The organism is Flavobacterium sp. (assembly GCF_965277525.1).
GTDB lineage: Bacteria > Bacteroidota > Bacteroidia > Flavobacteriales > Flavobacteriaceae > Flavobacterium.
The window spans coordinates 1-26,211 of sequence record NZ_CBDIDC010000011.1 but is presented as its reverse complement, the minus strand read 5'-3'; the positions used below and the strand labels follow the sequence as shown (position 1 = coordinate 26,211).

22 protein-coding genes are annotated in these 26,211 nt (G+C 34.0%); 14 read left to right on the top strand and 8 right to left on the bottom strand.

Translation table 11 applies throughout. The annotated features are described in order from the left end of the window. Positions 1–6 precede the first annotated feature (6 nt). The 5 genes from ACQY44_RS21200 to ACQY44_RS21180 all read right to left on the bottom strand — a co-directional run bounded on the left by ACQY44_RS21200 (position 7) and on the right by ACQY44_RS21180 (position 5,743). Positions 7–1,029, bottom strand: coding sequence for a PfkB family carbohydrate kinase (locus tag ACQY44_RS21200; protein ID WP_428232265.1), 1,023 nt, complete (start codon positions 1,027–1,029; stop codon positions 7–9). A gap of 88 nt (positions 1,030–1,117) precedes the next feature. Further along, positions 1,118–2,524, bottom strand: coding sequence for a glucuronate isomerase (gene uxaC / locus ACQY44_RS21195; RefSeq protein ID WP_428232264.1), 1,407 nt, complete (start codon positions 2,522–2,524; stop codon positions 1,118–1,120). A gap of 23 nt (positions 2,525–2,547) precedes the next feature. Continuing rightward, entirely contained in the window at positions 2,548–3,339 is a 792-nt protein-coding gene (locus ACQY44_RS21190; protein ID WP_428232263.1) for a gluconate 5-dehydrogenase, read from the bottom strand. A gap of 5 nt (positions 3,340–3,344) precedes the next feature. Continuing rightward, complete coding sequence (gene kduI / locus ACQY44_RS21185; RefSeq protein WP_428232262.1) at positions 3,345–4,184, bottom strand: 5-dehydro-4-deoxy-D-glucuronate isomerase; 840 nt, start codon at positions 4,182–4,184, stop codon at positions 3,345–3,347. A gap of 86 nt (positions 4,185–4,270) precedes the next feature. Then, the gene (locus tag ACQY44_RS21180) at positions 4,271–5,743 is read right to left on the bottom strand and encodes an MFS transporter (protein ID WP_428232261.1); all 1,473 of its coding nucleotides are present in this window, start codon (positions 5,741–5,743) and stop codon (positions 4,271–4,273) included. Between the two features lie 443 nt (positions 5,744–6,186). Between ACQY44_RS21180 and ACQY44_RS21175 the strand changes: the two genes are divergently transcribed. The 6 genes from ACQY44_RS21175 (at position 6,187) to ACQY44_RS21150 (ending at position 11,938) form a co-directional block, all read left to right on the top strand. After that, complete coding sequence (locus tag ACQY44_RS21175; RefSeq protein WP_428232260.1) at positions 6,187–7,131, top strand: alpha/beta hydrolase; 945 nt, start codon at positions 6,187–6,189, stop codon at positions 7,129–7,131. Positions 7,132–7,865: 734 nt separating this feature from the next. Beyond that, positions 7,866–8,180 carry a hypothetical protein gene (locus ACQY44_RS21170; RefSeq protein ID WP_428232259.1) on the top strand — a complete coding sequence of 105 codons (315 nt, stop codon included), beginning with the start codon at positions 7,866–7,868 and terminating at the stop codon, positions 8,178–8,180. A gap of 24 nt (positions 8,181–8,204) precedes the next feature. Further along, positions 8,205–8,765, top strand: coding sequence for a 2'-5' RNA ligase family protein (locus tag ACQY44_RS21165; protein ID WP_428232258.1), 561 nt, complete (start codon positions 8,205–8,207; stop codon positions 8,763–8,765). Positions 8,766–8,981: 216 nt separating this feature from the next. Next, complete coding sequence (locus ACQY44_RS21160; protein WP_428232257.1) at positions 8,982–9,905, top strand: helix-turn-helix domain-containing protein; 924 nt, start codon at positions 8,982–8,984, stop codon at positions 9,903–9,905. A 292-nt stretch (positions 9,906–10,197) separates the two neighbouring features. Continuing rightward, positions 10,198–10,923 (top strand): SDR family oxidoreductase, encoded by a 726-nt coding sequence (locus ACQY44_RS21155; protein WP_428232256.1) that lies wholly within the window; start codon positions 10,198–10,200, stop codon positions 10,921–10,923. Between the two features lie 250 nt (positions 10,924–11,173). After that, positions 11,174–11,938, top strand: a complete 765-nt coding sequence (locus ACQY44_RS21150) for an SDR family oxidoreductase (protein WP_428232255.1) — start codon at positions 11,174–11,176, stop codon at positions 11,936–11,938. 230 nt (positions 11,939–12,168) lie between these two features. On the opposite strand, the gene ACQY44_RS21145 is transcribed toward ACQY44_RS21150, so the two are convergent. Next, positions 12,169–12,642, bottom strand: coding sequence for a PepSY domain-containing protein (locus ACQY44_RS21145; protein WP_428232254.1), 474 nt, complete (start codon positions 12,640–12,642; stop codon positions 12,169–12,171). Positions 12,643–12,791: 149 nt separating this feature from the next. Between ACQY44_RS21145 and ACQY44_RS21140 the strand changes: the two genes are divergently transcribed. Then, the gene (locus ACQY44_RS21140) at positions 12,792–13,511 is read left to right on the top strand and encodes a DUF4386 domain-containing protein (RefSeq protein ID WP_428232253.1); all 720 of its coding nucleotides are present in this window, start codon (positions 12,792–12,794) and stop codon (positions 13,509–13,511) included. A gap of 96 nt (positions 13,512–13,607) precedes the next feature. Here the strand turns inward: ACQY44_RS21140 and ACQY44_RS21135 are convergent, their stop codons facing one another. Further along, positions 13,608–14,306: a LytR/AlgR family response regulator transcription factor gene (locus ACQY44_RS21135; RefSeq protein WP_428232252.1), complete on the bottom strand. Its 699-nt coding sequence runs from the start codon at positions 14,304–14,306 to the stop codon at positions 13,608–13,610. Further along, positions 14,303–15,346: a sensor histidine kinase gene (locus tag ACQY44_RS21130; RefSeq protein WP_428232251.1), complete on the bottom strand. Its 1,044-nt coding sequence runs from the start codon at positions 15,344–15,346 to the stop codon at positions 14,303–14,305. The genes ACQY44_RS21135 and ACQY44_RS21130 overlap by 4 nt, the downstream gene beginning before the upstream one ends. Before the next feature lie 165 nt (positions 15,347–15,511). Here ACQY44_RS21130 and ACQY44_RS21125 point away from each other — a divergent pair, with 165 nt between their 5' ends. From ACQY44_RS21125 to ACQY44_RS21095, 7 genes are all read left to right on the top strand, one after another. Then, a complete protein-coding gene (locus ACQY44_RS21125; RefSeq protein ID WP_428232250.1) occupies positions 15,512–16,897 on the top strand; it encodes a TolC family protein in 1,386 nt (461 codons plus the stop codon). 12 nt (positions 16,898–16,909) lie between these two features. Then, positions 16,910–20,194: an efflux RND transporter permease subunit gene (locus ACQY44_RS21120; RefSeq protein ID WP_428232249.1), complete on the top strand. Its 3,285-nt coding sequence runs from the start codon at positions 16,910–16,912 to the stop codon at positions 20,192–20,194. Beyond that, positions 20,184–21,272 carry an efflux RND transporter periplasmic adaptor subunit gene (locus tag ACQY44_RS21115; RefSeq protein WP_428232248.1) on the top strand — a complete coding sequence of 363 codons (1,089 nt, stop codon included), beginning with the start codon at positions 20,184–20,186 and terminating at the stop codon, positions 21,270–21,272. The genes ACQY44_RS21120 and ACQY44_RS21115 overlap by 11 nt, the downstream gene beginning before the upstream one ends. A 493-nt stretch (positions 21,273–21,765) precedes the next feature. Next, the gene (locus ACQY44_RS21110; RefSeq protein ID WP_428232247.1) at positions 21,766–22,377 is read left to right on the top strand and encodes an XAC2610-related protein; all 612 of its coding nucleotides are present in this window, start codon (positions 21,766–21,768) and stop codon (positions 22,375–22,377) included. Between the two features lie 277 nt (positions 22,378–22,654). Next, positions 22,655–23,209: an REP-associated tyrosine transposase gene (locus ACQY44_RS21105; RefSeq protein WP_428232246.1), complete on the top strand. Its 555-nt coding sequence runs from the start codon at positions 22,655–22,657 to the stop codon at positions 23,207–23,209. Positions 23,210–23,486: 277 nt separating this feature from the next. Next, positions 23,487–25,754, top strand: coding sequence for a leucine-rich repeat domain-containing protein (locus ACQY44_RS21100; protein ID WP_428232245.1), 2,268 nt, complete (start codon positions 23,487–23,489; stop codon positions 25,752–25,754). Next, positions 25,739–26,211 (top strand): COR domain-containing protein (locus ACQY44_RS21095; RefSeq protein ID WP_428232811.1); only part of this gene is annotated, 473 nt, incomplete at its 3' end. The genes ACQY44_RS21100 and ACQY44_RS21095, both read left to right, overlap by 16 nt.

Sequence of the window (26,211 nt, the reverse complement as noted above, 5' to 3'; positions counted from 1 at the left end):
TATTAATTATCTTGATACTAATCCCGCCGAATCACCATCTATCATATTTTCAACTTCTTTTAATGTAACCAGGTTATAATCTCCTGCAATGGTGTGTTTTAAACAACAAGCGGCTACTGCAAAATCTAAGGCTTTCTGGTTATTATTCTGGTATTCCTGCAATCCATAAATCAATCCTCCCATAAAAGCATCTCCACTACCTACTCTGTCAACCACCGGAGTCACTTCTTTTACAGCTGCGTGATAAATTGCTTTTCCGTCAAACAAAATACCACCAATTCTCTGGTGCGATGCACTTACAGAATAACGTAATGTTGTAGCTACGGTTTTTAAATGTGGAATCAAATCAAACAACTTGGTATACAAAACCGGAAGCGATTTCTCATCCTGATAATTAGGATTCATTTTAGGAAGTCCCAACATAAAATAAGCCGTATCAATATCTCCTAAAATAACATTGCTGTACTTTAACATTTCAGGCATTACTTCACTTGGAGTTTTGCCGTATTGCCATAATTTTGATCTGTAATTTAAATCACAGGAAATGGCAATTCCTAATCTGTGAGCCGCCTGAATGGCTTCTAAACAAGCCTCGGCAGCACTTTCGGAAATTGCCGGAGTAATGCCGCTCCAATGAAACCAGGTTGCACCTTCCAGGACTTTGTCCCAGTCAATTGTTCCTTTTTGAATAGTTGCCATAGAACTGTGTGCACGGTCGTAAACGACATTACTGCCCCTAGTTCCTGCACCTGTTTCAAGAAAATAAATTCCTAAACGTTCGCCTCCGTAAACTATGTTTTTGGACTCAACGTTCATTTTTCTCATTTCTTTTAATGCCGAAGCACCAATTTCATTTTCGGGCAATCTGGTTACAAATTCTGCATCTATACCATAATTCGCTAAAGACACGCAAACATTAAATTCACCTCCTCCATAAGAAGCGCCAAATGCTTTTGCCTGCGAAAAACGCAAATGCCTCTCTGTCGAAAGACGCAACATAATTTCTCCGAATGCAACTACTTTACTCATATTACTATTCTTTTGCCACAGATTAAAAGAATTAAAAAGATTTAAAAACTTTGCGTAAATCTTTGCTGGCTTTGTGATTAATTTTTAATTAGAATTTGAAATATTCTTTTGCGTTGTTGTATGAAATGTCTGAAACTAATTTTCCAATCCATTCCATATCGTTTGGCAATTCTCCGCGTTTGATTTCATCTCCTAAAAGATTACATAAAATACGTCTGAAATATTCGTGTCTTGGGAAAGACAAGAAACTTCTTGAATCAGTTAACATTCCTACGAAACAACTAATTAACCCCATGTTAGAAAGCGCATTCAATTGTTTGGTCATTCCGTCTTTTTGATCTAAAAACCACCAACCGGAACCAAACTGCACTTTTCCTCTCACGCTTCCGTCATTGAAATTTCCAATCATGGTCGCCATCACTTCGTTATCAGCAGGATTTAAGTTGTAAATAATCGTTTTAGTCAATTTATCTTTACTGTCTAAAGCGTTTAAAAAGCCTGATAATTTCTGAGCCTGTGGATAATCTCCAATTGAATCCCAGCCGGTATCAGGTCCTAAAATCCTGTGCATACGAGCATTGTTATTTCTTAATGCTCCTAAGTGAAATTGCTGCACCCAGCCAAACTGATGATAAGTTTCAGACAAGAACAATAAGATGGCACTTTGGAATTTTAATCCTTCTTCAGGCGTTATAATTCTGTTTTCTCTTTTCTTTTTGAAAATAGCACTTACTTCGTTTTCTGTAAATTCTTCGAAATAAATCTGATCTAAACCGTGATCACTAAGTTTACAGCCATTTGAATTAAAAAATTCAATTCTGTTTTTTAATGCACTGCATAAATCAGCATAAGTATTAATTGCAACTCCGGACACATCCCCTAATGTGTCCAGATATGCATTATAACCATCATTAGAAATTAAGATGGCTTTATCAGGTCTGAAAGCTGTACTCATTTTAGTTCCGATAGGATTTTTTATCAGTTTCTGGTGAAACTCTAAACTATCAATCGGATCTTCTGTAGTACAAACCAATTCAGCGTTTACTTTTTTTAGCAGGTTTTGTGTGCTGTATGCCTGAGAATTAATTTTCTCGGTGGTTTCGATATAGATTTTCTCTGCTGTCTTTTCATTCAGTAAGTCATAAATATCAAAATAACGGGCTAATTCTAAATGCGTCCAGTGATACAAAGGATTACGCATGGTATACGGAACCGTTTTTGCCCAGTTGATGAACTTATCTTTATCTGAACCACTTCCGGTTACAAATTGTTCGTTGATTCCCAACGTACGCATTGCACGCCATTTGTAGTGATCTCCGTTGATCCAAACCTGTGTGATGTTGTCAAAAATTTTGTCTTCAGCAATAAACTGAGGATTCAAATGATTGTGGTAATCGATTATAGGTTGATTTTTGGAGTAATTGTGATACAACTCTTCCGCGAATTTATTTTCAAGTAAAAAGTTATCGTTTATGAATGTCTGATTTGCGCTCATGTCTTTTTAAATATAATTGAGAATTATGCTTCGTTTGATGGTTTACCAATAGTAGCCAGGATTCCACCATCTACATACAAAATGTGACCGTTAACAAAATCACTTGCTTTTGAAGATAAAAATATAGCTGCTCCGGCTAAATCACCCGGATCTCCCCATTTTGCAGCAGGAGTACGGCTGATGATAAAATCGTTAAAAGGATGACCATCAACACGTATCGGTTTTGTTTGTTCTGTAGCAAAATAACCAGGTCCGATTCCGTTGATCTGAACATTGTATTTTGCCCATTCTGTTGCCATATTTTTAGTCAGCATTTTCAATCCGCCTTTTGCAGCAGCATAAGCACCAACAGTATTACGACCCAATTCGCTCATCATCGAGCAAATGTTTATTATTTTCCCCTGTCTTCTTTCGATCATTCCTTTAGCAACATGCTTAGAAACGATAAAGGGAGAAACCAGATCGATATCAATTACTTCTTTAAAATCAGCCACTTCCATTTCGATTAGAGGAATTCTTTTGATGATTCCGGCATTGTTAATCAAAATTGCAATTGGCCCCACTTCACTTTCTATTTTCTGAATTGCTGCAATAACTTCCTTTTCATCGGTTACATTAAATTTATAACCCACAGCCTTTATTCCTTCATTTTGAAGCGCTGCCACAGCATCATCAATTTTTTGTTGAGAAGAGTTTCCGTTTACCACAATTGTTGCTCCGGCCTGACCTAATCCTTTTGCCATTGCCATTCCCAGTCCGTGTGTACTTCCTGTAATCAGGGCAATTTTTCCTTTTATATCAAATAAGTCTGTCATGGTTCTTATCTTAATTCTGTTATTTTGCAAACATCCATATCACCGTAATCTAAATTCTCTCCTGCCATTCCCCAGATAAAAGTATAATTACTGGTTCCTGAACCTGAGTGAATGGACCAGGGTGGAGAAATTACTGCCTGATGATTGTTCATCCAGATATGTCTTGTTTCTTGTGGTTGTCCCATAAAATGACAAACAGCTTGATTTTCCGGAATATCCAGATAGAAGTATACTTCCATTCTACGATCGTGTACGTGTGCCGGCATGGTATTCCAAACACTTCCCGGTCTTAATTCCGTCATTCCCATTTGCAATTGGCAAGTCGTAACAACGCTTCCAATAATCATTTGGTTTACAGTACGGTGATTCGCCGTTTCCATCGTACCCAATTCTAATTTATTTGCTTCTGCCAAACTTACTTTTACCGTTGGATAACTGGTGTGAGCGGGTGCAGAGTTGATATAATATTTAGCAGGATTTTTACTGTCCTCACTTTTAAAAATTACTTCTTTGTTACCACTACCGATATACAAAGCATCTTTAAATCCTAATTCATATGTTTTTCCTTCAACAACAACAGCACCATTCCCTCCAACATTAATGATTCCGATTTCTCTTCTTTCTAAGAAATAGCTCGCTTTAAGCGGATCAATGCTTTCTAAGGTTAAATCTCCTTGTACAGGTACCGCTGAACCAGCAATGTACCTATCATAATGGGAGTATGTTAATACGATTTCGTTTTCCTGCATCAAATCATCAATCAAGAATTCATTTCTTAATTCCTGAGTATCATATTTTTTTACTGCTTCCGGGCTTGACGCGTATCTTGAACTATATTTTGTCATAATTTTTAATTTAATGTAATCGATTGCACAAAATTAGATTTTTATTTTTAAAAACACATTTTTGAACTATTAAAATTTTCTAAATGTTATAAACCTGTTATCGGACGGTATTTAGGAACCAACATTTTCATCACTGACCAACCTGTTAGGTAACAAACGGCACAGATAGAGAAAATGATAAAATAGCCTGCTTCTATCCCATGAAAACCCATAAAAGACATATTGGTTTCTTTAGCATGGTCAAATAGTAATCCTGAACCTTTGTTGATGATTGTAGAGCCCACTCCTCCCGCTAAACCACCAATACCTGTGATTGTTGCAATTGCTTTTTTAGGAAACATATCCCCAACTGTGGTAAAAATATTGGCCGACCACGATTGGTGCGCGGCACCTGCAATACCAATGATAATTACAGGAATCCAATAACTTATATATCCTAAAGGTTGTGCTATTAAGGCCAGTAAAGGAAAAAATGCAAAAATCAACATGGCTCTCATTCTTCCTTCGTAAGGGTTCATTCCTTTTTTCTCTACAAAATAAGTGGGCAACCAACCTCCAATAATAGAAAGCAATGTAATCATGTAGAGTACAAATAATGGTAAAGCAGCCTGAGTAGAATCCATTCCGTAAACAGAGCTTAAATAAGCAGGAGTCCAGAACAAAAAGAACCACCACACACCATCTGTCATAAATTTACCAAAAGCAAAAGCCCAGGTTTGTTTGTACTTAAAGCATTCTAGCAAAGACACTTTATCAGTAGTTTCCGGTACATAACCTACTAACTTACTGTCTGCAACATCATCTTGTTGAATGTATTCTAATTCAGCAGCACTCACTTTTGGATGTCTTTCCGGTTTGTCATACATAAAAATCCAAAATCCCATCCAGACAAAACCTAATGCACCAATAATAATAAAAGCCATCTCCCAACCAAAAGATTTCGCAATAAACGGAATCGATATCGGAGCTGCTAATGCGCCAACAGTTGCACCCGCATTAAAAATACTGGTCGAAAATGCCCTGTCTTTTTTAGGAAAATATTCGGCTGTAGTTTTAATTGCTGCAGGAAAGTTTCCTGCCTCACCTACTGCCAGAACAAAACGGGCAAAAATGAATAATGTAACACTTACATTAATCACCAGTCCGGTATCTTTTACAAGATTAATAGCATCTTTGGCTCCTTCAAAGCCTACAAACCAATTTCCTGTAATAATTCCTGCCGTTGCAATACCACAAAAGGCATGCAAACAAGCTCCTATTGACCATATTCCGATCGCCCAGAGGAATCCTTTTTTAGTATCTAACCAGTCTACAAATCTTCCTGCAAATAGTAATGAAACGGCATAAAAAATCGAAAAAAGCGCTGTAATATTCCCATAATCATTGTTTGTCCAATGAAATTCGGGTGCAATAAAATCGCTCCATGTTAAAGAAAGTACTTGTCTGTCTAAGTAATTAATTGTGGTGGCAAAAAACAGTAATGCACATATACTCCAACGATAAGTTCCTGTTGATTTTTTGGTTTCACTGATAATAACTGCATCTGGTGGTTGATTCATAGTAAAGGCTTATTATAAAATTGATATTTTTTTGGTAATTCTGTTTTGATCCCTAAAACCCTGCACACAGACCGTAAAATCAATGTATTAATTCTAACAAATCAAAATAATGTAATCGATTGCACAAATATAGTTTTAAATCTTTATATTCCAAATAAATTGTATAAAAAATTATTTTAATCAAATAAATAAACATATAGAATAAAAAAACTAGTACAATATTACACATTAAACAATATATTTGTTAAATGCCAACATGCGAAATTTGTACTTTTTAGGGGGTAAAATTGTACTGAAATCAAGACTTTGAGATCTTTTTTTAGTCTTATGTTAATTCCCAAACAAAAACCATCTTTTAACTTTATGAGCAACACAGAAATCAGTAAAAAACCTTATTTTTGAAAGTCCCTCAAAAATTAATATTCAACTAATTCATTATAAAATTGAAAACATTAAAAAAACAATATTGGAAAAAAGCATTTATTCTCCTGGCTTTATTTACAGGAACCATCAGCCAGATAAATGCTCAAAATCAAATACTACCAATTTGGAATAAAATTCCGGGCGAGATTAAAGCGGCGAACTATAAGGAAAACGAGAGCATCAAGGATGGAAGAGTACAAAGCACAAGTTTAGTTACGATTCCCACTTTAAGTATTTTTTTGCCAAAGGACAGCAAACCCAATCAAGCGGCAGTTCTTATTTTCCCCGGTGGAGGATACCAGCATTTAGCTATTGATAAAGAAGGAACTAAGGTGGCTGAATGGCTAAACACTTTAGGAATCGCCGCTTTTGTGGTAAAATACAGATTGCCAAGTGACAAAATAATGAAAGACAAAACTATTGGGCCTTTGCAGGATGCTCAGGAAGCTTTGCGTTACGTACGCCAAAATGCCGCAAAATATAACATTGATGCCAACAAGATTGGAATTATGGGATTTTCTGCCGGAGGTCATTTGGCTTCGACATTAGCCACTCATTATGATGACAAAGTATATGAAACTACTTCTAAAATTAGCGCACGCCCGGATTTTGCACTTTTGATTTATCCTGTAATAACGATGGTAAATGAGGTGACGCACAAAGGCTCACAAACTAATTTACTGGGCAATACTCCTTCTCAGAAGGAATTGGATTTCTTTTCGAACGAGAAAAGAGTTACCGCTCAGACTCCACTTACTTTTTTGGTGCACGCTACAGACGATGACGTTGTTCTTCCTGAAAACAGTATTAATTACTATTTAGCACTTAAAAATAATGGCGTTTCGGCGGAGTTGCATATTTATGAGAAAGGCGGACACGGTTTTGGTTTAGGGGTAAAAGATACCAGCAAGTTCTGGACAAGAGATTGTGAAGAATGGCTTAAGGCTAATGGATACAGCAACTGAAATTAAAAATAATATCCAGAGCTATTTATTTCTAAAACTACAAAAGGCGAAACCAATAAAAAAAGGGCTTTTAGATTCTGTTATCGAAATAAACAAATCTAAAAGCCCGGCAAAAATTAGACTTTTGTACGTTTCAAATTATACAAAGGTACCCACGATCAAATGAATATGTCAAATTCTCAAAAATGTTTCTCCAAAAACAGTAAACCAATCAAATTTATGTTGCTGCCTAAGAGGCAAAAAAACATCTATCCCGATTGCTCCGGCGCAAAACTACAAGCTACTTTAGACAAAACATTACGGCTTTCCTCATTTTAACAAAGTATTTTATTTGAGAAATACTAAGATGCTAAGCCTCTGAGGTTCTATTTTTTTTAGTTTGTAAAATTCTTAAAAACTTAGGAAGAAAATTTTTAAAAATTACCTTAAACACTGTGCTTCTTTGCTATTGAGGTTCAAAAAAAATCCCTTAAAAGCTTAGATTTTACAGACTGTTTCTTATTACCGACTAAGTCAAAAGTGTAATTTAAAGATGAACACATTTAAAAACGTACAACTAAGATTCTTAACTACTTTTTTCTTATTCTAGATTAAGTTGAACTAATTTTAGAATAAATACATTTGTAAATAAAATATAAGTTTTATCAAAACTGAAGAATCAAAAACTAAACGTTTTAGCTTCTTAGCAGCTTAATACGGCACCTTCAGGTTAAAACTTCATAAATAAAACAATTATGAAAACATTTGAATTCTTAATACTCGGAAAAAACGAATCTATTTTAACCATTTTATTACGACTGGTCAATGCCTATGAAAACTGGAATGCCATAGGTTTCAGCGATGAAAAACTCGCTCAGGAATATTTTCTGGAAAACAAAATCGATATTGTTTTATTAAGCTCAGCAATAGAAGATCATGTCGAAAAAGAATTTACTTCTTTTTGCTTAAAGCATCAGCCTGACGTCGAAGTAATTGAGCATTTTGGCGGAGGAAGCGGATTACTGAAATCAGAAATAGAACATCGATTGTATCTAAAGGGAAAACTTTAAATTTGGATAAAAAATAGTTCTAAAATGGAAAAGAAATATTCAGTTGTCATTCATCCATCAGAAGAAATAATTGCTGCCATCAAAACAATGAAGGAAGATTTAGCTTCTCAAATTGGCTGGTTTAACAGCAAGAACTCCGTAGCACATATTACGATTTGCGAATTTAAAATTGAAGAATCCCAAATCGATAAATTCAAACAAAAACTTTTGAAGGTTTGCGATACATTTACCCCTTTTAAAGTGCATTTAGATCATTTTGGTGCTTATTCTAGTGGTGCCTTTTTTATTGGTCCTGACGAAAATTCTAAAATAAATCTGAAACCCATTATGAAAAAAACACAGGGTTCCCTGCAACTTTCAAACTTAACCAAAAGCAGCGATCCGCATATTTCTATTGCCCGTAAATTAACTCCCGAAAATAGTACAATTGCCAATAGTCTCTTTACTAAAATTGATATGGATTTTTTATGTCAGAATATCATCTTGAGAGAACTGGATCCTGTCAAAAAACAGTTTTTCGTAATTGATAGCTTTCCTTTTGGCAGTAATTCTCAACCCGAATTGGTCCAGGGAAGCTTGTTTTAACCACAAAAATCGCTAAGATTTACGCAGAGTTCACAAGAGTTTCTTTAGCAAATTTAAAATGGCACAAATGTGAATAATTCTTTGCCATCATTGCGAAAAAACCTTGCGTTCTTTGCGGTTACATCATCACAAAGCAAAGCAACCTGAAACTTGAAACTTGAAATTAAAAAACCAATCTTTAATTTTTCGTATATTTGAATTTTACAATTCATTCTTATGAAATCATTAGATTCATTTTACAAAGATATAACGGATGGTTCTTCTGTAGAACCAAGCTCTCTATTACCCCACGACATCAAAAAAGAAATTGGTCATTTTAATATATTTGACATCAAAGAACTTCTCGAAAGACTGCAGGGAAAATCAATTATGCCTTATGACCGACGCGCTTATTATAAAATCAGTTTGATAAAAGGAAAAAACCGTGCCGAATACGCTGATAAAATAATCGAAATCGACAAACAAGGACTTCTATTTGCTACGCCAAAAATCCCTTACAACTATCTTCCGCAAGATCTGAATCAGTCCGGTCAATTTTGTGTATTTACAAGTGAGTTTTTATCCAAAAACAAAAGCGGAATTGATCTGGATGAACTTCCTATTTTTGGTTCTGACGGCTATCCTATTTTTCAGCTTACCGATGAAGAAGTTGTCGAAGTAGAATTGATATTCAACAAAATACAAAAAGAAATCAATTCTGATTACATCTATAAATATGATTTGATTCGGAATTATGTGGCTGAACTGATTCATTTTGGACAAAAACTACAACCTATAACGGCTTTGTATTCTAAACATAATTCTGCTGCAAGAGTTTCTTCTTTATTTGCTGAATTACTGGAAAGACAATTTCCTATTGAATCTACAAATCAACGACTGGAACTTAGAACAGCCAAAGATTTTGCGGAACGCTTATCCGTTCATGTCAATCACCTGAATAAAGTTCTAAAAGAAAACACCGGAAAAACCACTACGGAATTAATCAGTAGCAGATTAACCAATGAAGCCAAGATTCTCTTAAAACAAACCGACTGGAACATCTCTGAAATTGCTTTCTCGTTAGGTTTTGAAGAACTGGCACATTTTTCTAATTTCTTTAAAAAACAAACCTCCTATACGCCATTAGCTTTCAGAAGTTAATTACCTATATTGAAATTAAGATTGTTACAAAAATAGTTATCGTAAAGTTTGTCCTCCTGAGCGAAGTCGAAGAACCCGCACCGTAAAACGTTTTGCATTGAGTCAGCATAAGATCCTTCGACTTCGCTCAGGAAGACATAAATGAGAATTGAATTTGTAATTTGTAATTTCAAAAAAATAGAATTTAATTTTTACACTGATTTGAATTTTGCAAACATCAGTTTGATATTTACAATTCCCCAATCCTACTTCACTCCTACCTTTGTCTAATCAATTTAAAAGATCGAAAAAGATGAACTTATCCAACAACAAAATTCTAATAACTGGTGGCGCAAGCGGTATTGGGCTTGGGCTAACCGAAAGATTGATTCAGGAAAACAATACCGTAATTATTTGCGGACGACGTGAATCTGTTTTAAATGAAGTGAAAGCAAAATTTCCAACCGTTATTACAAAAGTATGCGACCTGGCAATTGAGTCTGAACGCGTAGCACTTTACGAATGGATTGCAGAAAATCATAGCGATTTGAATGTGTTAGTAAATAATGCAGGAATTCAGAAATGGGTTTCGGTTACGGATGCTGACTTTTACGAGAGCATGAAAACAGAACTTGCTACCAATATTGAAGCTCCGTTACATTTAACTTCATTATTTATCAAGTTACCCTCGCTAACAACAGTAATGAATGTTACTTCGGGACTGGCCTTTTCTCCATTTGCAAAAGTTCCGGTTTATTCTGCTACAAAAGCATTTTTTCGTTCGTTTACACTTTCACTTCGTCATATCTTAAAAACAAAAAATATCGAAGTAATCGAAATCATTCCACCGGCATTGAATACAGATTTAGGAGGTGTTGGTTTGCATGACGCCCATCCAAGCGTAAGTGATTTTATCGAATCTATTTTCGAACAACTGAAGGAAGGAAAAGACGAACTTACTTTTGGAACCAGCGCAACGCGAATAAATGCAAGTGTTCCTGAATTAAAGGCATCGTTTAACGCATTACATTCTAATTAATATACGTGTCTATAATGTTCAAACACATAGAAACATAGCTTTTAACAACTTAAAAAAGGCATTTCATTTGTACAAACACACATAGCTATGTGAAGAAATGTGTTTCTTTTTGTATTCTTTTTAAAACTATAAAATCTATGTTTCTATGTGTTTAATTTTTTTTACGCAGATTTAGCAGTTTTTTTAAATCTATTAAATCTTTTAATCTGTGGCAATAATTAAACATACATACTCAAAAACAAATCATAAAATGGCAGTAAACACAAAAATCGCTCTTGTTACAGGTGGTAGCAGAGGTTTAGGAAAAAATATGGCAATCGCAATTGCAAAAAAAGGAATTGACGTTATCATTACCTTCAACAGTAAAAAAGACGAAGCCGATGCAGTAGTCAAAGAAATTGAAAGCCTCGGGCAAAAAGCCGCTTCACTTCAATTGAATGTTGCAGAGTCCGGCACTTTTGATGGCTTTTTTACTAAAGTTTCAGACGTTCTAAAAAGCACTTTTCAAACAGATAAATTCGACTTTTTGATCAACAACGCCGGAATCGGAATTCACAATTCATTTATCGAAACAACTGAAGCCGAATTTGATCAATTGACTAATATTCAGTTTAAAGGGCCATTTTTCTTAACTCAAAAAGGGTTGAATGTCTTAAATGACGGAGGCGGAATTGTAAATATTTCTACAGGATTGGCCCGTTTTTCATTTCCCGGTTACGCAGCTTATGCAGCCATGAAAGGGGCTATTGAAACCCTGACTAAATATCAGGCAAAAGAATTGGGTGCAAGAAAAATTAGGGTAAACGTAGTGGCTCCGGGTGCTATTGAAACTGATTTTGGTGGCGGAGTAGTTCGTGATAACGAACAAATGAACCAACAAATTGCTTCAGTAACCGCTTTAGGAAGAGTTGGTTTACCGGATGATATTGGAGGTGTTGTTGCCTTTTTATGTACCGAAGAGGCACGCTGGGTAAATGCACAACGCATCGAAGTTTCCGGTGGAATGATGTTGTAAATTAATTATAAATTCTGAATTAGATCGTACAGCTAAACCCGACAGGTTTTAAAAACCTGTTGGGTTTGTCATTTGTGATAATTAATTCAATTTTTTACGTTAAGTTAAACCTAAAAGGTTTTAAAACCTGTTAGGTTTGGTGCACTATAAAAAACAAAACCCGACAAGTTTTAATAAAAACTTGTCGGGTTTGTCATTTTGAAATATATTGAATTAGTAAGTATTCTGGTTTAATCTTTTTCGACGATAACATCGAAGCCGCCATTCTTGTCAAACACAACATCATAAAATTTTGAGTCTTTTTGTATTCCCACTTCATACGTTGTCTTATTTTTATCATCTACCACAACTGCAATTTCCTTAATCGCTTTGGCGGGATAGTTCTTTTTTAAGTATGCCTGAGCTCTTGCAGGAAGTTTACCCAGTGGAATTTGAGATTCAAAAGCTTTTAGAGCCCCTAAATTATCATAAACTGCTAATACTTCTGTAGTCGGATTCATTTTGAATTTTGCTTCGTAGCGAATTTCATCATCGTCATCACCCACATATTTCATCGCCCAAACGGGTACTTTACCAGGATACTCTTTTTGAAAAGTATACAAAACCTTTTCAGGCGGTGTAACCACACTATTAGGTTCAATTTCATTTTGCCCTATAATTAAAGTACTGTACAAAAAGGCAATGATAAAGAAAAGATTTTTCATGATCCCTGATTTTAAATTTATAACCCTGAATTAACGTATTAAAATTACTACTTTATTTGAAAGAAAAAATAAAATTGTAAAAAAATGTTAAAATCAATAGTAACAATCTGCAATATCAGGCGTCTTAATGTAAACCAAAGTCAGGAAAAATGAAATTTAACCTTAAGAATTTTGAAAATTCCCCTCAGCATTATGCGCGCATTGCCGGGGTATTATATCTCATCATTATTGTCATGGGATTCTTTGCAGAGACTTTTGTTCGAAATAAACTATTTGTTTCCGGAGATGCAACAGCTACTGCAAATAACATCATACATTCTCAATTGCTATGGAAAATTGGGATCACTGCTGATCTCATTATGCAAATTTGTGATTTACCGGTGATGATTATTCTCTATTACCTTTTAAAACCTGTCAGCAGAAAACTTGCTTTCCTTAATTTATCCTTCAATTTGATCCAAACAGCCGTTTTGGTAGCCAATAAATTAAATCTTTTGGCAGCGTTGTTTTTTCTGGGAGATGCTGATTATTTAAAATCTTTTAGTCCGGATCAACTCCATACTTTATCTTATCTTTCGATCAAACTGCATGATTTCGGTTTCGGAATTGGATTGATCTTTTTCGGGTTTGTTTGTTTATTCGAAGGATATATGATTTTTAAATCAGGCTATTTTCCAAAGGCAATCGGCGTTTTAATGACGATCGCCGGAATCTGTTATTTGTTTAATAGTTTCGCTTTAATTCTTGTACCGCAACTTTCCAGTATTGTTTTATTAATGCCTTGTCTGATTGCAGAATTATCGCTTAGTTTGTGGCTGATTTTTAAAGGTGTGAATCTACCTGTCTGGAAACAAAAAATAATAATTTAAAATAAAACTCAACCAGAATCTAAAAAGCCTACAAGAAACATCATTGTAGGCTTTATTTGAAATAATTTGAATTAGTAAGCAATCTTATTTCGGGTTTTATTTTTTTATCCGGTCGGATAATTCCCTTTTATAGGTGATCCCGACCGGTAATTTTTCATTTTTAATAATCACAAAATCTTTGTCTGTTCCTTCTATTTTATCCAGCGCCACGATATACGATTTATGAATGCGCATGAAGTTTTTCTCCGGCAGGCATTTCTCTAATTCACTGGTGGTAATCGAGGCCAGATACGTTCTTTTTGTGGTGTGCAATTTCACATAATTGCCAAAACTCTGCGCAAATAAAAGCTGATCTAATTCGATATCCATAAAGTAACCATCGACCTTTACATTAATAGAATTTATAACCGCTTCTTCTGTTTTTGCTTTTGCACTTTCGGCAGCAAAAAAACGATCAATTGCTTTTAAGAACCTCGGAAAATAGATCGGTTTTAGAAGATAATCTATTACACCGTAATCATAACTTTCAAGTGCATATTCAGAATAAGCTGTAGTCAAAATGGTTTTAGGATGTGTCGGGATGATCTTTAGCAATTCCATCCCTGAGATCTCAGGCATATTGATATCCAAAAACATCAAATCAACTGGATTTTCACGAAGATAATCCATGGCTTCGATCCCATTATATCCCTGAAAAACCAACTCTAATTGCGGATTTTGCTTGATATAATTCGCCAACACATAATGTGCTGCCGGTTCATCATCTACAATTATACATTTTTTGGGTTCTCTCATTCTACAAACTTTTTCAATTGCAACTTCAAATCTACAATATAAGTATTCTTATTGGTGTCCTGAATATCTAATTTATAGTCTTTACCATAAATCAAATTCAACCGCTCTATCGTATTTTTCAAACCAATTTTAGTCGAAATTACATCTGTCTTTTTATTCGGAATTGAATTGACTACGTGCAAATGCAACAAACCATTTTCGACCGTAATGATAATTCTTACATAACATTTTTCAATCGCACAAGTTCCGTGTTTAAATGCATTTTCTATAAATGCAATCAACAGCATTGGCGATACTTTATAGGCATTTTCGTTATCAATTTTGCAATCATAAGTAATTTCGCAACGGTACCCTACTCTTTCTTTTTCAAGCTGTACGTAACTGTTTATAAACTCCAGTTCATCTTCAAGAGAAACACATTTTTTACTGTTACTCTCTAGCTGATAACGCATTAGTTGCGACACTTTCATAATCAAATCAGGCGTTCTTTCCGGAAATTCTAAACTTATTCCGTAAAGCGTATTGAAAGTATTAAACAAAAAATGAGGATTCAATTGCCCTTTTAAAGAGTTCAATTGCATTTCATTAAACAACAACGTTTCGTCCGTTTGCTTTCTGTAGATCCTATAAAATTTAAACACAATTATCGGACTTAAAATACAAACCAAAGTTCCTAAAACACTGGCCAATTGATAGGCATAGCTTCTTTGATGCGAGTTTTGATACAAGCGACAATTACTAAACATATCCAGCATTGTAATTTCGTATAAAATTACAGAGAAGACAAATACTCCAAAAAGCGTTAAAAAGATATATGTTACAGGACGTTGCGTTTTGAATAGGATGGGCAAAAGAAAGAAACGATTGAATTGAGCGTGCATGTACAAAATAAAGTAGAAAAACACCCCCATTAAAATGGAAGCTAAAGAACTAAATAACATCCAGTCATTTTTTAACGTATAAATCGTAAATGAAAAGATAACAACGCCAATTTCCTGCCACCATTTGTTATCCAATATGTTATGAAATTTTTTATTCATTTTTAAAACTTAAATAGTCCACAAAGTACGAACAAAAATTTAATTTATATTTCCAAAAAATGACGAATTCAATTGGTCATTTATTATCGTAGTACATCATTTAACATGACATTTATCAGCACAAGAGAAATAATTTTGTTGTATCAATTTCATATCACTAATTTTATGTACTTCAGAAAAATTACTTTGTTAGTTTTCTTGATTTTTGCTTGTGGTAGTTATGCACAAACCTTGTCTTTAAAAGAAGCCATAAAAACAGGTTTAGAAAACTACGGTTCTATCAAAGCAAAAAGCAATTACACGAATGCATCACGCGAGACGCTCAAACAATCCAAGCGTGATTATCTGCCCAATCTTAATTTATCGGCACAACAGGATTACGGAACCATCAACGGCCAAAACGGTGCTTTGTATGGTTTTAATGGTTTAGGAACAGCTTCTTCCGGACCTGCATTGCCAGACCAGAACTGGAATTCAGCATTTGGAGCCTTGTATTTGGTCAACATGAACTGGGATTTTTTCACCTTTGGGAAAATTCAGGAGAAAATCAATTTGGCTAAAATCGATGTTCAGGCCAAAGAAAAAGACCTGAAACAGGAAGAATTCCAACAAGAAATCAAAATTTCTGCTGCTTACCTGAACTTATTGGCCAGCCAAAGATTATTGATTTCGCAGCAAAAGAATTTAAGTCGCGCAGAAGTTTTCAAAAACACAGCTGTTGCCCGAGTTAAAAACGGATTATTGGCCGGAGTCGATTCTACATTGGCTACAGCCGAAGTTTCTAAAGCTAAAATTTCTTTGAACCTTGCTAAAAATTTCGTCAAAGAACAAAACAACAAATTAGTTGATCTGATGGGTGTTGCGCCTCAGGATTTTGTTACAGATACTTTGTTTGTAAACGATATCCCAAAAGAAGTTCTTAGAGCAACTGCAACTTCAGACAGTTTGCATCCTTTACTTCAGTACTATAAAACTAAGATTGATTACAGCAATCAACAGGTTAAATTGTACAAACGTTTTTACTATCCAACGATGAGCGCTTTTGGGGTTTTGCAAACGCGCGCTTCAGGATTTAATAGCGACTACGTTACAGATCAAAATTCTTTTAGCAGAAATTATTGGGATGGTGTAAATCCGGATCGCACGAATTACTTGGTCGGAATTGGAATTAGCTGGAACCTGACCACTCCGTTTAGAGCGAGTAAACAAGTAAGTGCTCAAAAGTATGTTTCGCAAGGTTTACAGGAAGAATATAATCAGGCCGACAGAGAACTGAAATCGCAACTGGCATTGGCCGATGATAAAATAAAAATCACGCTGGACAACTTTGCCGAAGCGCCAATTCAGGTGGATGCTGCGAAAAAAGCCTATTTGCAAAAATCGACTTTATACAAAAACGGATTAACTGATTTAACCGATATAACACAAACGTTATATACGTTAAATCGTGCCGAAATCGATCGTGATATCGTCAACAATAATGTTTGGCAGTCGTTTTTGCTTAAAGTAGCTGCTACTGGCAATTTTGACTTATTTATAAATGAATTTTAATAATAGATCCTAATGAATTTAATACGATTTGCACTCCGCAAACCCATCTCCATATTAGTATTGGTTGCGGGTCTGTTTTTCTTCGGAATTGGTGCCATCCAAGATATTAAGGTAGATATCCTGCCAAAAATGAACTTGCCGGTAATTTATATTGCACATCCTTTTGGAGGTTATACTCCAGACCAGATGGAAGCTTATTTTGCTAAAAACTATGTCAACATTTTACCTTTTGCCAATGGTGTAAAATCGGTAGAGACTAAGAATATTCAGGGGTTAATGATTATGAAATTAACCTATTATGAAAACACAAATATGGCGCAGGCTGCGGCCGAATTGAGTTCGCTTTCGAACAGGATTCAGGCGGCTTTTCCTCCGGGAACACAACCTCCGTTTATCATTCGTTTTGATGCTTCATCTTTGCCAATTGGTCAATTGGTTTTGAGCAGTAAAATTAGATCAAACAACGAATTACAGGATTTAGCCAACGTTTACGTTCGTGCTTCGTTTACATCTATTCCCGGTTTATTATCGCCTTCGCCTTTTGGTGGAAGCCCAAGAACTATAGAGGTTAACGTTGATCCAGATTTATTGCGTTCGCACAATATGACGCCGGATCAAATTGTTGAAGCAATTCGTGTAAACAACCAAACGGCTCCATCAGGAAACGTAAGAATAGGTGATAAAAACTATATTACACCAACGAACAATACGATTAAAGAAGTTAAAGATTTTGAGAATATTCCTTTGTTTAAAGGAAGCGTTCAAAACTTAAAATTAGGCGATGTTGCTACTGTAAAAGATGGTGCAGATATTACGGCAGGTTATGCGTTGGTAAACGGAAAACGTTCGGTTTATATCAGTATCGCAAAAGCCGGAGATGCTTCGACCTGGGATGTGGTTCAGAAATTAAAAGCGGAACTGCCTAAAATTCAAAGTACATTACCGGAAGACGTAAAATTGTCTTACGAATTTGACCAGTCAGTTTATGTAATCAACTCTGTAAAAAGTTTGATTACTGAAGGAATTATTGGAGCCGTTTTAACCGGATTAATGGTTTTACTTTTCCTTGGTGACAAACGTGCCGCTTTAATTGTAATCTTAACGATTCCTATTTCGATTATTTCCGGAGTTTTATTCCTGAAATTATTCGGGCAAACGATCAACTTAATGTCTCTAAGCGGATTGGCACTAGCCATTGGTATCTTGGTGGATGAAAGTACCGTAACGATCGAAAATATTCACCAGCATCTCGACATGGGGAAACCCAAGGCACTCGCCATCTGGGACGCCTGTCAGGAAATTGCATTGCCTAAATTATTGATCTTACTTTGTATTTTGGCCGTATTTGCTCCGGCATTTACCATGGTCGGGATTCCGGGAGCTTTGTTCCTGCCATTGGCTTTAGCGATTGGTTTCTCAATGGTGATTTCGTTTTTACTATCTCAGACCTTTGTGCCCGTAATGGCCAACTGGTTGATGAAAGGACATGAAAAACACGATCATGCGCCTGGTATTACAGATGACGAGGCAGAATTTAACGATAGCGGTATAACTCCGGAATCTGAAAGAGATCTAATCACGCAGAAAAAAGGATATGTAGAAAAAGACGATACTAACAGTGACGGAAAAATTGGGGCTTTCGAGCGTTTCAGAATCCGATTTATGAAAACGCTGGATCGCTTATTTCCTTATAGAAAAGCAGCTGCTTTAGTGTATTTAATTGTTATTACGCTGCTGGCTGTAACGCTTCTTAATTTTATTGGTAAAGATGTTTTTCCAAAAGTAAATTCAAGTCAGTTTCAGTTAAGAATGCGTGCTCCTGACGGAACTCGTTTAGAACGTACCGAAGAAAAAGCGATCATTGTTCTGAAAGAATTACAAAAAATGGTCGGTAAAGAACATATCGGAATTTCTTCAGTTTATGTAGGGCAACACCCTTCCCTATTCTCGATTAACCCAATTTATTTGTTCATGGCAGGTTCTCATGAAGCAGTATTTCAGGTGAGTTTAAAAGATTATCATACGGATATGGATAACTTTAAAGACGAGTTTAGAAACCGAATTAAAAAAGTGCTTCCGGATGTAAAACTTTCTTTTGAGCCTATCGAATTGACAGATAAAGTTTTAAGCCAGGGATCTCCTACTCCAATCGAAGTTCGTATTGCCGGAAAAGACAAAAAGAAAAATGAATTATATGCGAATCAAATTGTAGAGAAACTGAAAAGAATCTCTTATTTCAGAGACGTACAAATTGGTCAGCCTATTCATTACCCGGCCATGAATATTGATATCGACAGAACTCGTGCTGCTGAATTAGGAGTAGATTTAAATGATATTTCGAGATCGCTAGTAGCATCGACCTCATCATCAAGATATACCGAGAAAAATACATGGGTAGATGAAAGAGCCGGATTATCTTATGCTGTTCAGGTTCAGGTGCCGCTAAACCAGATGAAGACTAAAACAGATATTGGAGAAATTCCGGTATTAAAAAATTCACTTCGTCCGGTATTAAGCGATGTTGCAAAAATTACACCCGGATTTGTAAGTGGTGAAAACGACAATTTAGGGGCTATGCCATACATTACCGTTACAGCAAACATTAGCCAGACCGATTTAGGTACGGCAGTAAAAGATGTTGATGCAACAATCAAATCATTGGGAGAATTGCCTCGGGGGTTATTCATCACTCCAATTGGTATGAGTAAAGTATTGGTAGAAACATTAAGCAGTTTACAAGTCGGATTATTGGTTGCCATATTTGTAATCTTCTTAATGTTAGCCGCTAATTTCCAGTCGTTCAAAGTTTCGTTAGTGATTCTAACAACGGTTCCAGCGGTAGTTTTAGGAGCATTATTAATGCTTACAATTACAGGTTCTACGCTTAACTTACAATCCTACATGGGTATTATTATGTCGGTTGGGGTTTCGATTGCGAATGCCGTTTTATTGGTTACGAATGCAGAACAGCTTCGAAAACGAAATGGTAATGCCTTAGAATCGGCTCGTGAAGCTGCGGCGTTGCGTCTTCGTCCTATTATCATGACATCATTTGCCATGATTGCCGGAATGTTACCAATGGCAATTGGTCATGGCGAAGGTGGCGATCAGGTTTCTCCGTTAGGTAGAGCCGTAATTGGTGGATTAATATTCTCCACTTTTGCTGTATTGCTAATCCTGCCACTTATCTTTGCCTGGGCACAAGAAAAAACAACAACACAATCTGTTTCTTTAGATCCTGAAGACGAAGAAAGCATCCATTATATATCATCATTAAATCCTAAAAATGAAAAATAAAAATATTATATCGACCGTAGTACTTTTTGCAGCATTATTTTTCCTTAACAGCTGTAACTCTAAAAAAGAAGAAACTGTTACTGCCGAAATTGAACCTAAAACAGAAACTATTTCTTTAGAAAAAGAAAAACTAACTACAGAGTTGCGTTTACCAGCCGAATTAACTGGTTTTCAACAAGTAGATTTGTATGCTAAAGTAAGTAGTTTTGTAAAATTGCTAAAAGTAGATATTGGTACCAAAGTAAAAAAAGGCCAATTATTGATCGTTCTTGAAGCACCGGAAATTAGTTCTCAATTGGCCGGAGCCGAATCAAGACTAAAATCGATGGAAGCCATATATGCAACTAGCAAAAGCACCTACAACCGTTTGTATGAAACCAGTAAAGTTGAAGGTACTATTTCTAAAAATGATTTAGAAATGGCAAACGGAAAGAAAAACTCTGATTACGCACAATATCAGGCAGCAGTTGCAGCCCACAAAGAAGTGTCGATTATGAGAGGGTATCTTGAAATCCGTGCTCCTTTTGACGGAGTTGTTGCCGCCAGAAATGTTAATTTAGGAACCTTTGTTGGTCCGGCGGGAAAAGGATCTGATTTGCCTTTATTAACGATTCAGGAACAAAGCAAATTACGTTTGGCAGTTTCTGTTCCGGAATTGTACACAGGATATTTGCACGTAGGCGACGAAATGGGGTTTAATGTAAAATCATTACCCGAAAACTTCAAAGCGACAATTACAAGAATGTCAGGAGCTTTAGACCTAAAACTACGTTCTGAAAGAGTCGAAATGGACGTTCATAACACAAAAGGTGATTTATTACCAGGAATGGTTGCCGAAGTTTTGTTACCGCTTAACGCAAAAGACAGCACGTTTGTAATTCCTAAATCAGCACTGGTGAGTTCTGCCGAAGGTTTGTTCGTAATCAAAGTAGTCAACCACAAAGCAACAAGAGTAAATGTAAAAAAAGGAAGAGAAATCGACGATAAAATTGAAATTTTCGGAGATTTAAACCTGAAAGATAAACTGGTAAAAATTGCCAGCGAAGAAACTAAAGAAGGCGATATCATAAACGAATAACCTGCGTTTAGTCTTCATTTTAGTAGTTTACCAAAAACTGTACGCTTAATGCGGCATTCAAGAATCCGTAAGGATCGGAGAATGTAAATTAAAATTCACCTTAAGGACGATACCTGATAAGTATCGTCTTTTTTTTTGTGAGATTTGGTTTCACAGAGATTCACAAAATAGTGCGGAGATTAGCAGAATTTTTTAATCTCGCAAAAACCTGAAGTCAAAAAGTTTTTATACTCATTTTTTGCCATTTCGATCCCGAAGCTTCGGGAGAAAAGTCTCTGCTAGAAGCTCGACAAAGATTAGATTCTCGTTGCGGAGTTACTGGAGAAGATTTACTTCGTCTGTACACTATCGCTCGAGTCGCATTCCCCGAAACGACAGACTTTATAGAAAAATCCTTAATCATTTATAAGAAATAATAAATACATTTGAGAAAGATAATTTTTCTACACGAACAAGTTATTTATTATTTACATACAACAGAATCTGAATTAAAATGAAAAATAGTATTATTGTATTGCTTTGCATCATTTTCCCAAAAATAGTTTTGGGCCAAACTTGTTTACACAAAAATTTATCTAAAGAATTTAATTTTGAAATAAAACTTAGAAAAATAGCAAATGCTAACGAAGAGATCGATAGTAATGCTGTAAAAGTTATAGTCTACAACAAAATCACGAATAAGAAACAGGAATTTAGTTTTGGTGCAAGTTACCTTTTTCAAAAAACTTTTAAGGATTGTAAAACCGTAAGATCGTATTCAACCGGAATTAATAAAAATGCTCAAATTATAGACAACGATTTTGGAGATATCATAGTGGCAGATTTTAATTTTGATAACAGAGAAGATTTCGCCGTAAAAAATGATTCCGGAGGAAATGGAGGTCCAACCTATAATTTTTACATTCAGGACAAAAATAAAAATTTTGCATTAGACAAATTTTTAACCACCCAAATGGAATTTTTCCCATCAGAGTTCATCCTGAAAAGTAAAAGGTTAATTACATACGTTCATGCCAATGCTTACCAATTATCCGAAAACACATTTGAATATAATGAGCCATTAAAAAAATGGAAATATAAAGCATCCAGGTTAGTAACTCCTTAAAGAGCTGGCTGCAAAATCTATATTTATTTTGATTTTTATTATGTTTACAAGTGACACTCTCCCGATCGCACAGATTTATCTCAGCAATGATAGCGCGGATTTGCAATCTGTGTCCGCAAAGATTTGTTAGTTCTCTTTGTAAAAAAACATTCGCACAGATATATTTCCGCAACGATAGCGCGGATTTGCAATCCGTGCCCACAAAGTAATTTCTTCAAAACATAAATAAAAGATTAAAATTTCCGCTATACTTTTTATTTTTGTAGGAAAAAAGAACGTGTCAACAAAATACAAAGCAACAACAACTGAGGAAGCATATTTTATAACTATAACTGCTGTAGGATGGATAGATATATTTACAAGACTAAATCAGAAAAACATCTTAATAAGTGCTTTAAAGTATTGTCAGGAAAATAAAGGTTTAGAAATTTATGCTTATTGTATTATGAGCAGCCATATTCATTTGCTTTGCAAAGGAACGAATGATTTTGTATTATCTGATATTATTAGAGATTTTAAAAAATTTACATCAAAAAAAATAATACAAACTATAATAGATGAACCTGAAAGCAGAAGAGAATGGATGCTTGAATACTTTCAAAAGGCATGTGTGCATTTAAAAAAAGATCAGACTTATAAAGTATGGCAAAATGGTTACCATGCAGAACATATTTACAGTAATAAATTTATTAAGCAAAAAATAGATTACATCCATAATAATCCTGTAAAAGATAAAACTGTTAGTTCAGCTGAAGATTATTATTTTAGTTCGGCAAGGAATTATTCAGGCTTAGAAAATGATTTAGATGTTGTTTTGTTAGATCTGTTTTGAAAAAAACTATAGCCTTCTGGAAAACATATCGACAATCGAAATTTTTTGATTTGCATTGTATCCAATCTTTGCGGGCACGGATTGCAAATCCGCGCTAACGATTGAGAGTAAATCTGCGCGATCGGGGCAATTATTTTCTTTACGGTTTTCCGTAAAAGTGTTCATAAAATAATATCTATATTTATCAATCGGAAAATAATGGTATAAAAAATAAATATATATTTTTTTAATTGAATACGTTTTCTTTAGATATTCAGTGAATGCAAATAAACTATAAATGGATAAAACAATACAGATTTTAGAATTACAAGATCATCTTAGAACTGAATTATATATTACTGAATTCACTAAAAACTTTTTAAAAATAAACAGATCAGTAAGTCTTGATAAAGATAGAAACATTATAGCTTTAAATCTTTCTCATCTGCAAATATCAGATTTAAAACCTCTGGAGAATTTAAAACATTTACAATCTCTTTATTTAGAAAGTAATATCATTACTGATATTAATCCTCTTCAAGCTTTGACAAATTTAAAGTTTCTTAATTTGGGAGAAAATAACATTAATGATGTAAGTCCTTTGTCAAAACTAACAAATTTAGAAACACTTCATTTATTCAAAAATGATATATCTAACATCTCCATTTTAAACGAGCTTAAAATGCTTAAAATACTAAATATAAGTTTTAATAAAATTAGTGATATTTCAGTAATCAAAAACTTTAGAAAAATTAAGACATTATCAGCTAATAGTAATTCTATAGTAGATATATTATCCTTGACAAATCTTAAAGAATTAGAACGAATTTTCTTTGATAATAATCAAATTAATGACATTTCTAGTTTAAAAAAACTAAACCATTTACATGAATTTATATTTACTAACAATTATATTTTCGATTTAAGCCCAATTTATGGTTTAATTAAAAATGAAGAATTTACCCGAAACTATAATTTTTTTGACAACCCTCTTGTATATCCACCAATGGAGATATATTTAAGGGGGGACTATTCAATTATAGAGTGGTTCAAAATAATATATGAAAAAGCTAATACACGCATAAAACAATGTTTAAAGAATAAGCAAGTTTTTCTTGATCTTAGTTTTTGTGGTATTACAGATCTTACTTTAATCCCTAATTTATTTAAATGTTTACATCTAGAAGAACTAATTTTAAGTAATGAATGGGCAGAATACATTGGCAGTGATTGGGTTAAAATATCTAGTAAAAACTCAGGGATACGAAATAATCTTTATGAAATACCAATCCAAATATCAAAATTAAAAAAATTAAAAAAATTAATTATCGGTGGTGATTGGGAAAATGATAGGAATATAAATAGTTGGAGAATAAAAGAAATTAAAGCTATTGGGAATTTAATAGAGCTCGAAGAATTAAATGTAAGTAACAATAAAATAACAACAGTTAATAATCTTAAAAAAGTAGTAAAGCTTAAGCATATTTATATTAATAATAATAAAATTAATTCAATCATTAATTTAGGAAATTTTGAAACATTAAAATCACTAAATGCTAGTAATAATAACTTGAGTAATATTAGTTTTTTGAAGAATTTAAAAACTATTGAGATGTTAGATTTACATTCTAACAATTTAAGAGAAATAAGTGATTTGGAAGATCTTTTAATGTCACTTAAAAAAATTATCATTGATAATAATCCTATTGTTACTGAACAAAACTGGAAACTTTCAAAATATGACAATCATCTTTCTACGATTGAAAATTATTTAAGTAAAAAACGCAATGCTCAAAATAAAAATTACATTCTTCCTATTAAAGTATTATTATTAGGTAACCATGGTGCTGGAAAATCAACATTGTTAAATTATCTAATAGCAAATAAAAAAAACAGAAAAATAGATTCAATTACTGATAGTACCCATATTATTAGAATTGAAAATTACCCCAAAACAACTAGAAATAAATTACCTGAAATAATTTATTTTGATTTCGGAGGTCAAGATTATTATCATGGTATATATAAGGCTTTTTTGACAAATGATTCAATCAACATACTATTATGGAATGTCAAGACAGATAAAAATCAAATTAGGACTGATAAAACAAAAGATATTCTAACTAGAGACTTTACCAAAGAGTACTGGTTAAATCAATTAAAATACCATTATGGTAACAGATTTAATAATTATAATGACATTAATTTAAAAGATGATATAATTTTAATTGCTCAAACTCATGCTGATGAAGATCATCGAGTTATAAAAAAAGAATGGGTTAAAGAATTAAATATATCAAATGAGTTTTTTATAGCTTTAAATCAAAAATCAATTGACTCAAAAAAAATACACAAAATTAATTTAGATTTTCTTGAGTCAAATCTTGCTTATGAAATTGAAGAAAAAAAGAAACAAGATAGATTTAAAGTTAGTCAACCAATTTGGTATGGTAAATTTTTAAGTTTTATTTTTAACTATTCTTCTGAAGAGTATATTGAGCTTAAAGATATATTAAAAAACTATAACGAAAACCTAGAGGTAATGAAACTATTAAAGATATATTAAATTTTTTAATAGAAGATTTAGATCAATTACATCGTCAAGGCTTAATTTTATACTATAAAGATTTCGATGAATTAAAAGATGTTGCATGGTTAAATCCTTCATTGCTTACAAAATATATTCACACAAAGATTTTAACAAAAAAAGATTTAATAGAGAGTCGAGGAGAAATAAGTGAAAATAACTTCTTAAATATTGCAAACAACGATATAAAAATAACACAACTACTTCATCTTCAAAAGGTCATATTTCACAATAAGAAAGACAAAAAATACATTATTCCAAGTTTTTTACCTTTGGCAAATGATATAAAAGTTAAAAATAACTATGATATTTTAACTTTTGGTTTGGATAAACCAACTTTTATATTAAAGTTTGAGAGTTTCATTCCTTTTGGTATAGTGAACCAATTAATTTGTCATTTCGGAAACAATCCAGATAGTAAACATTTCTGGAGAGA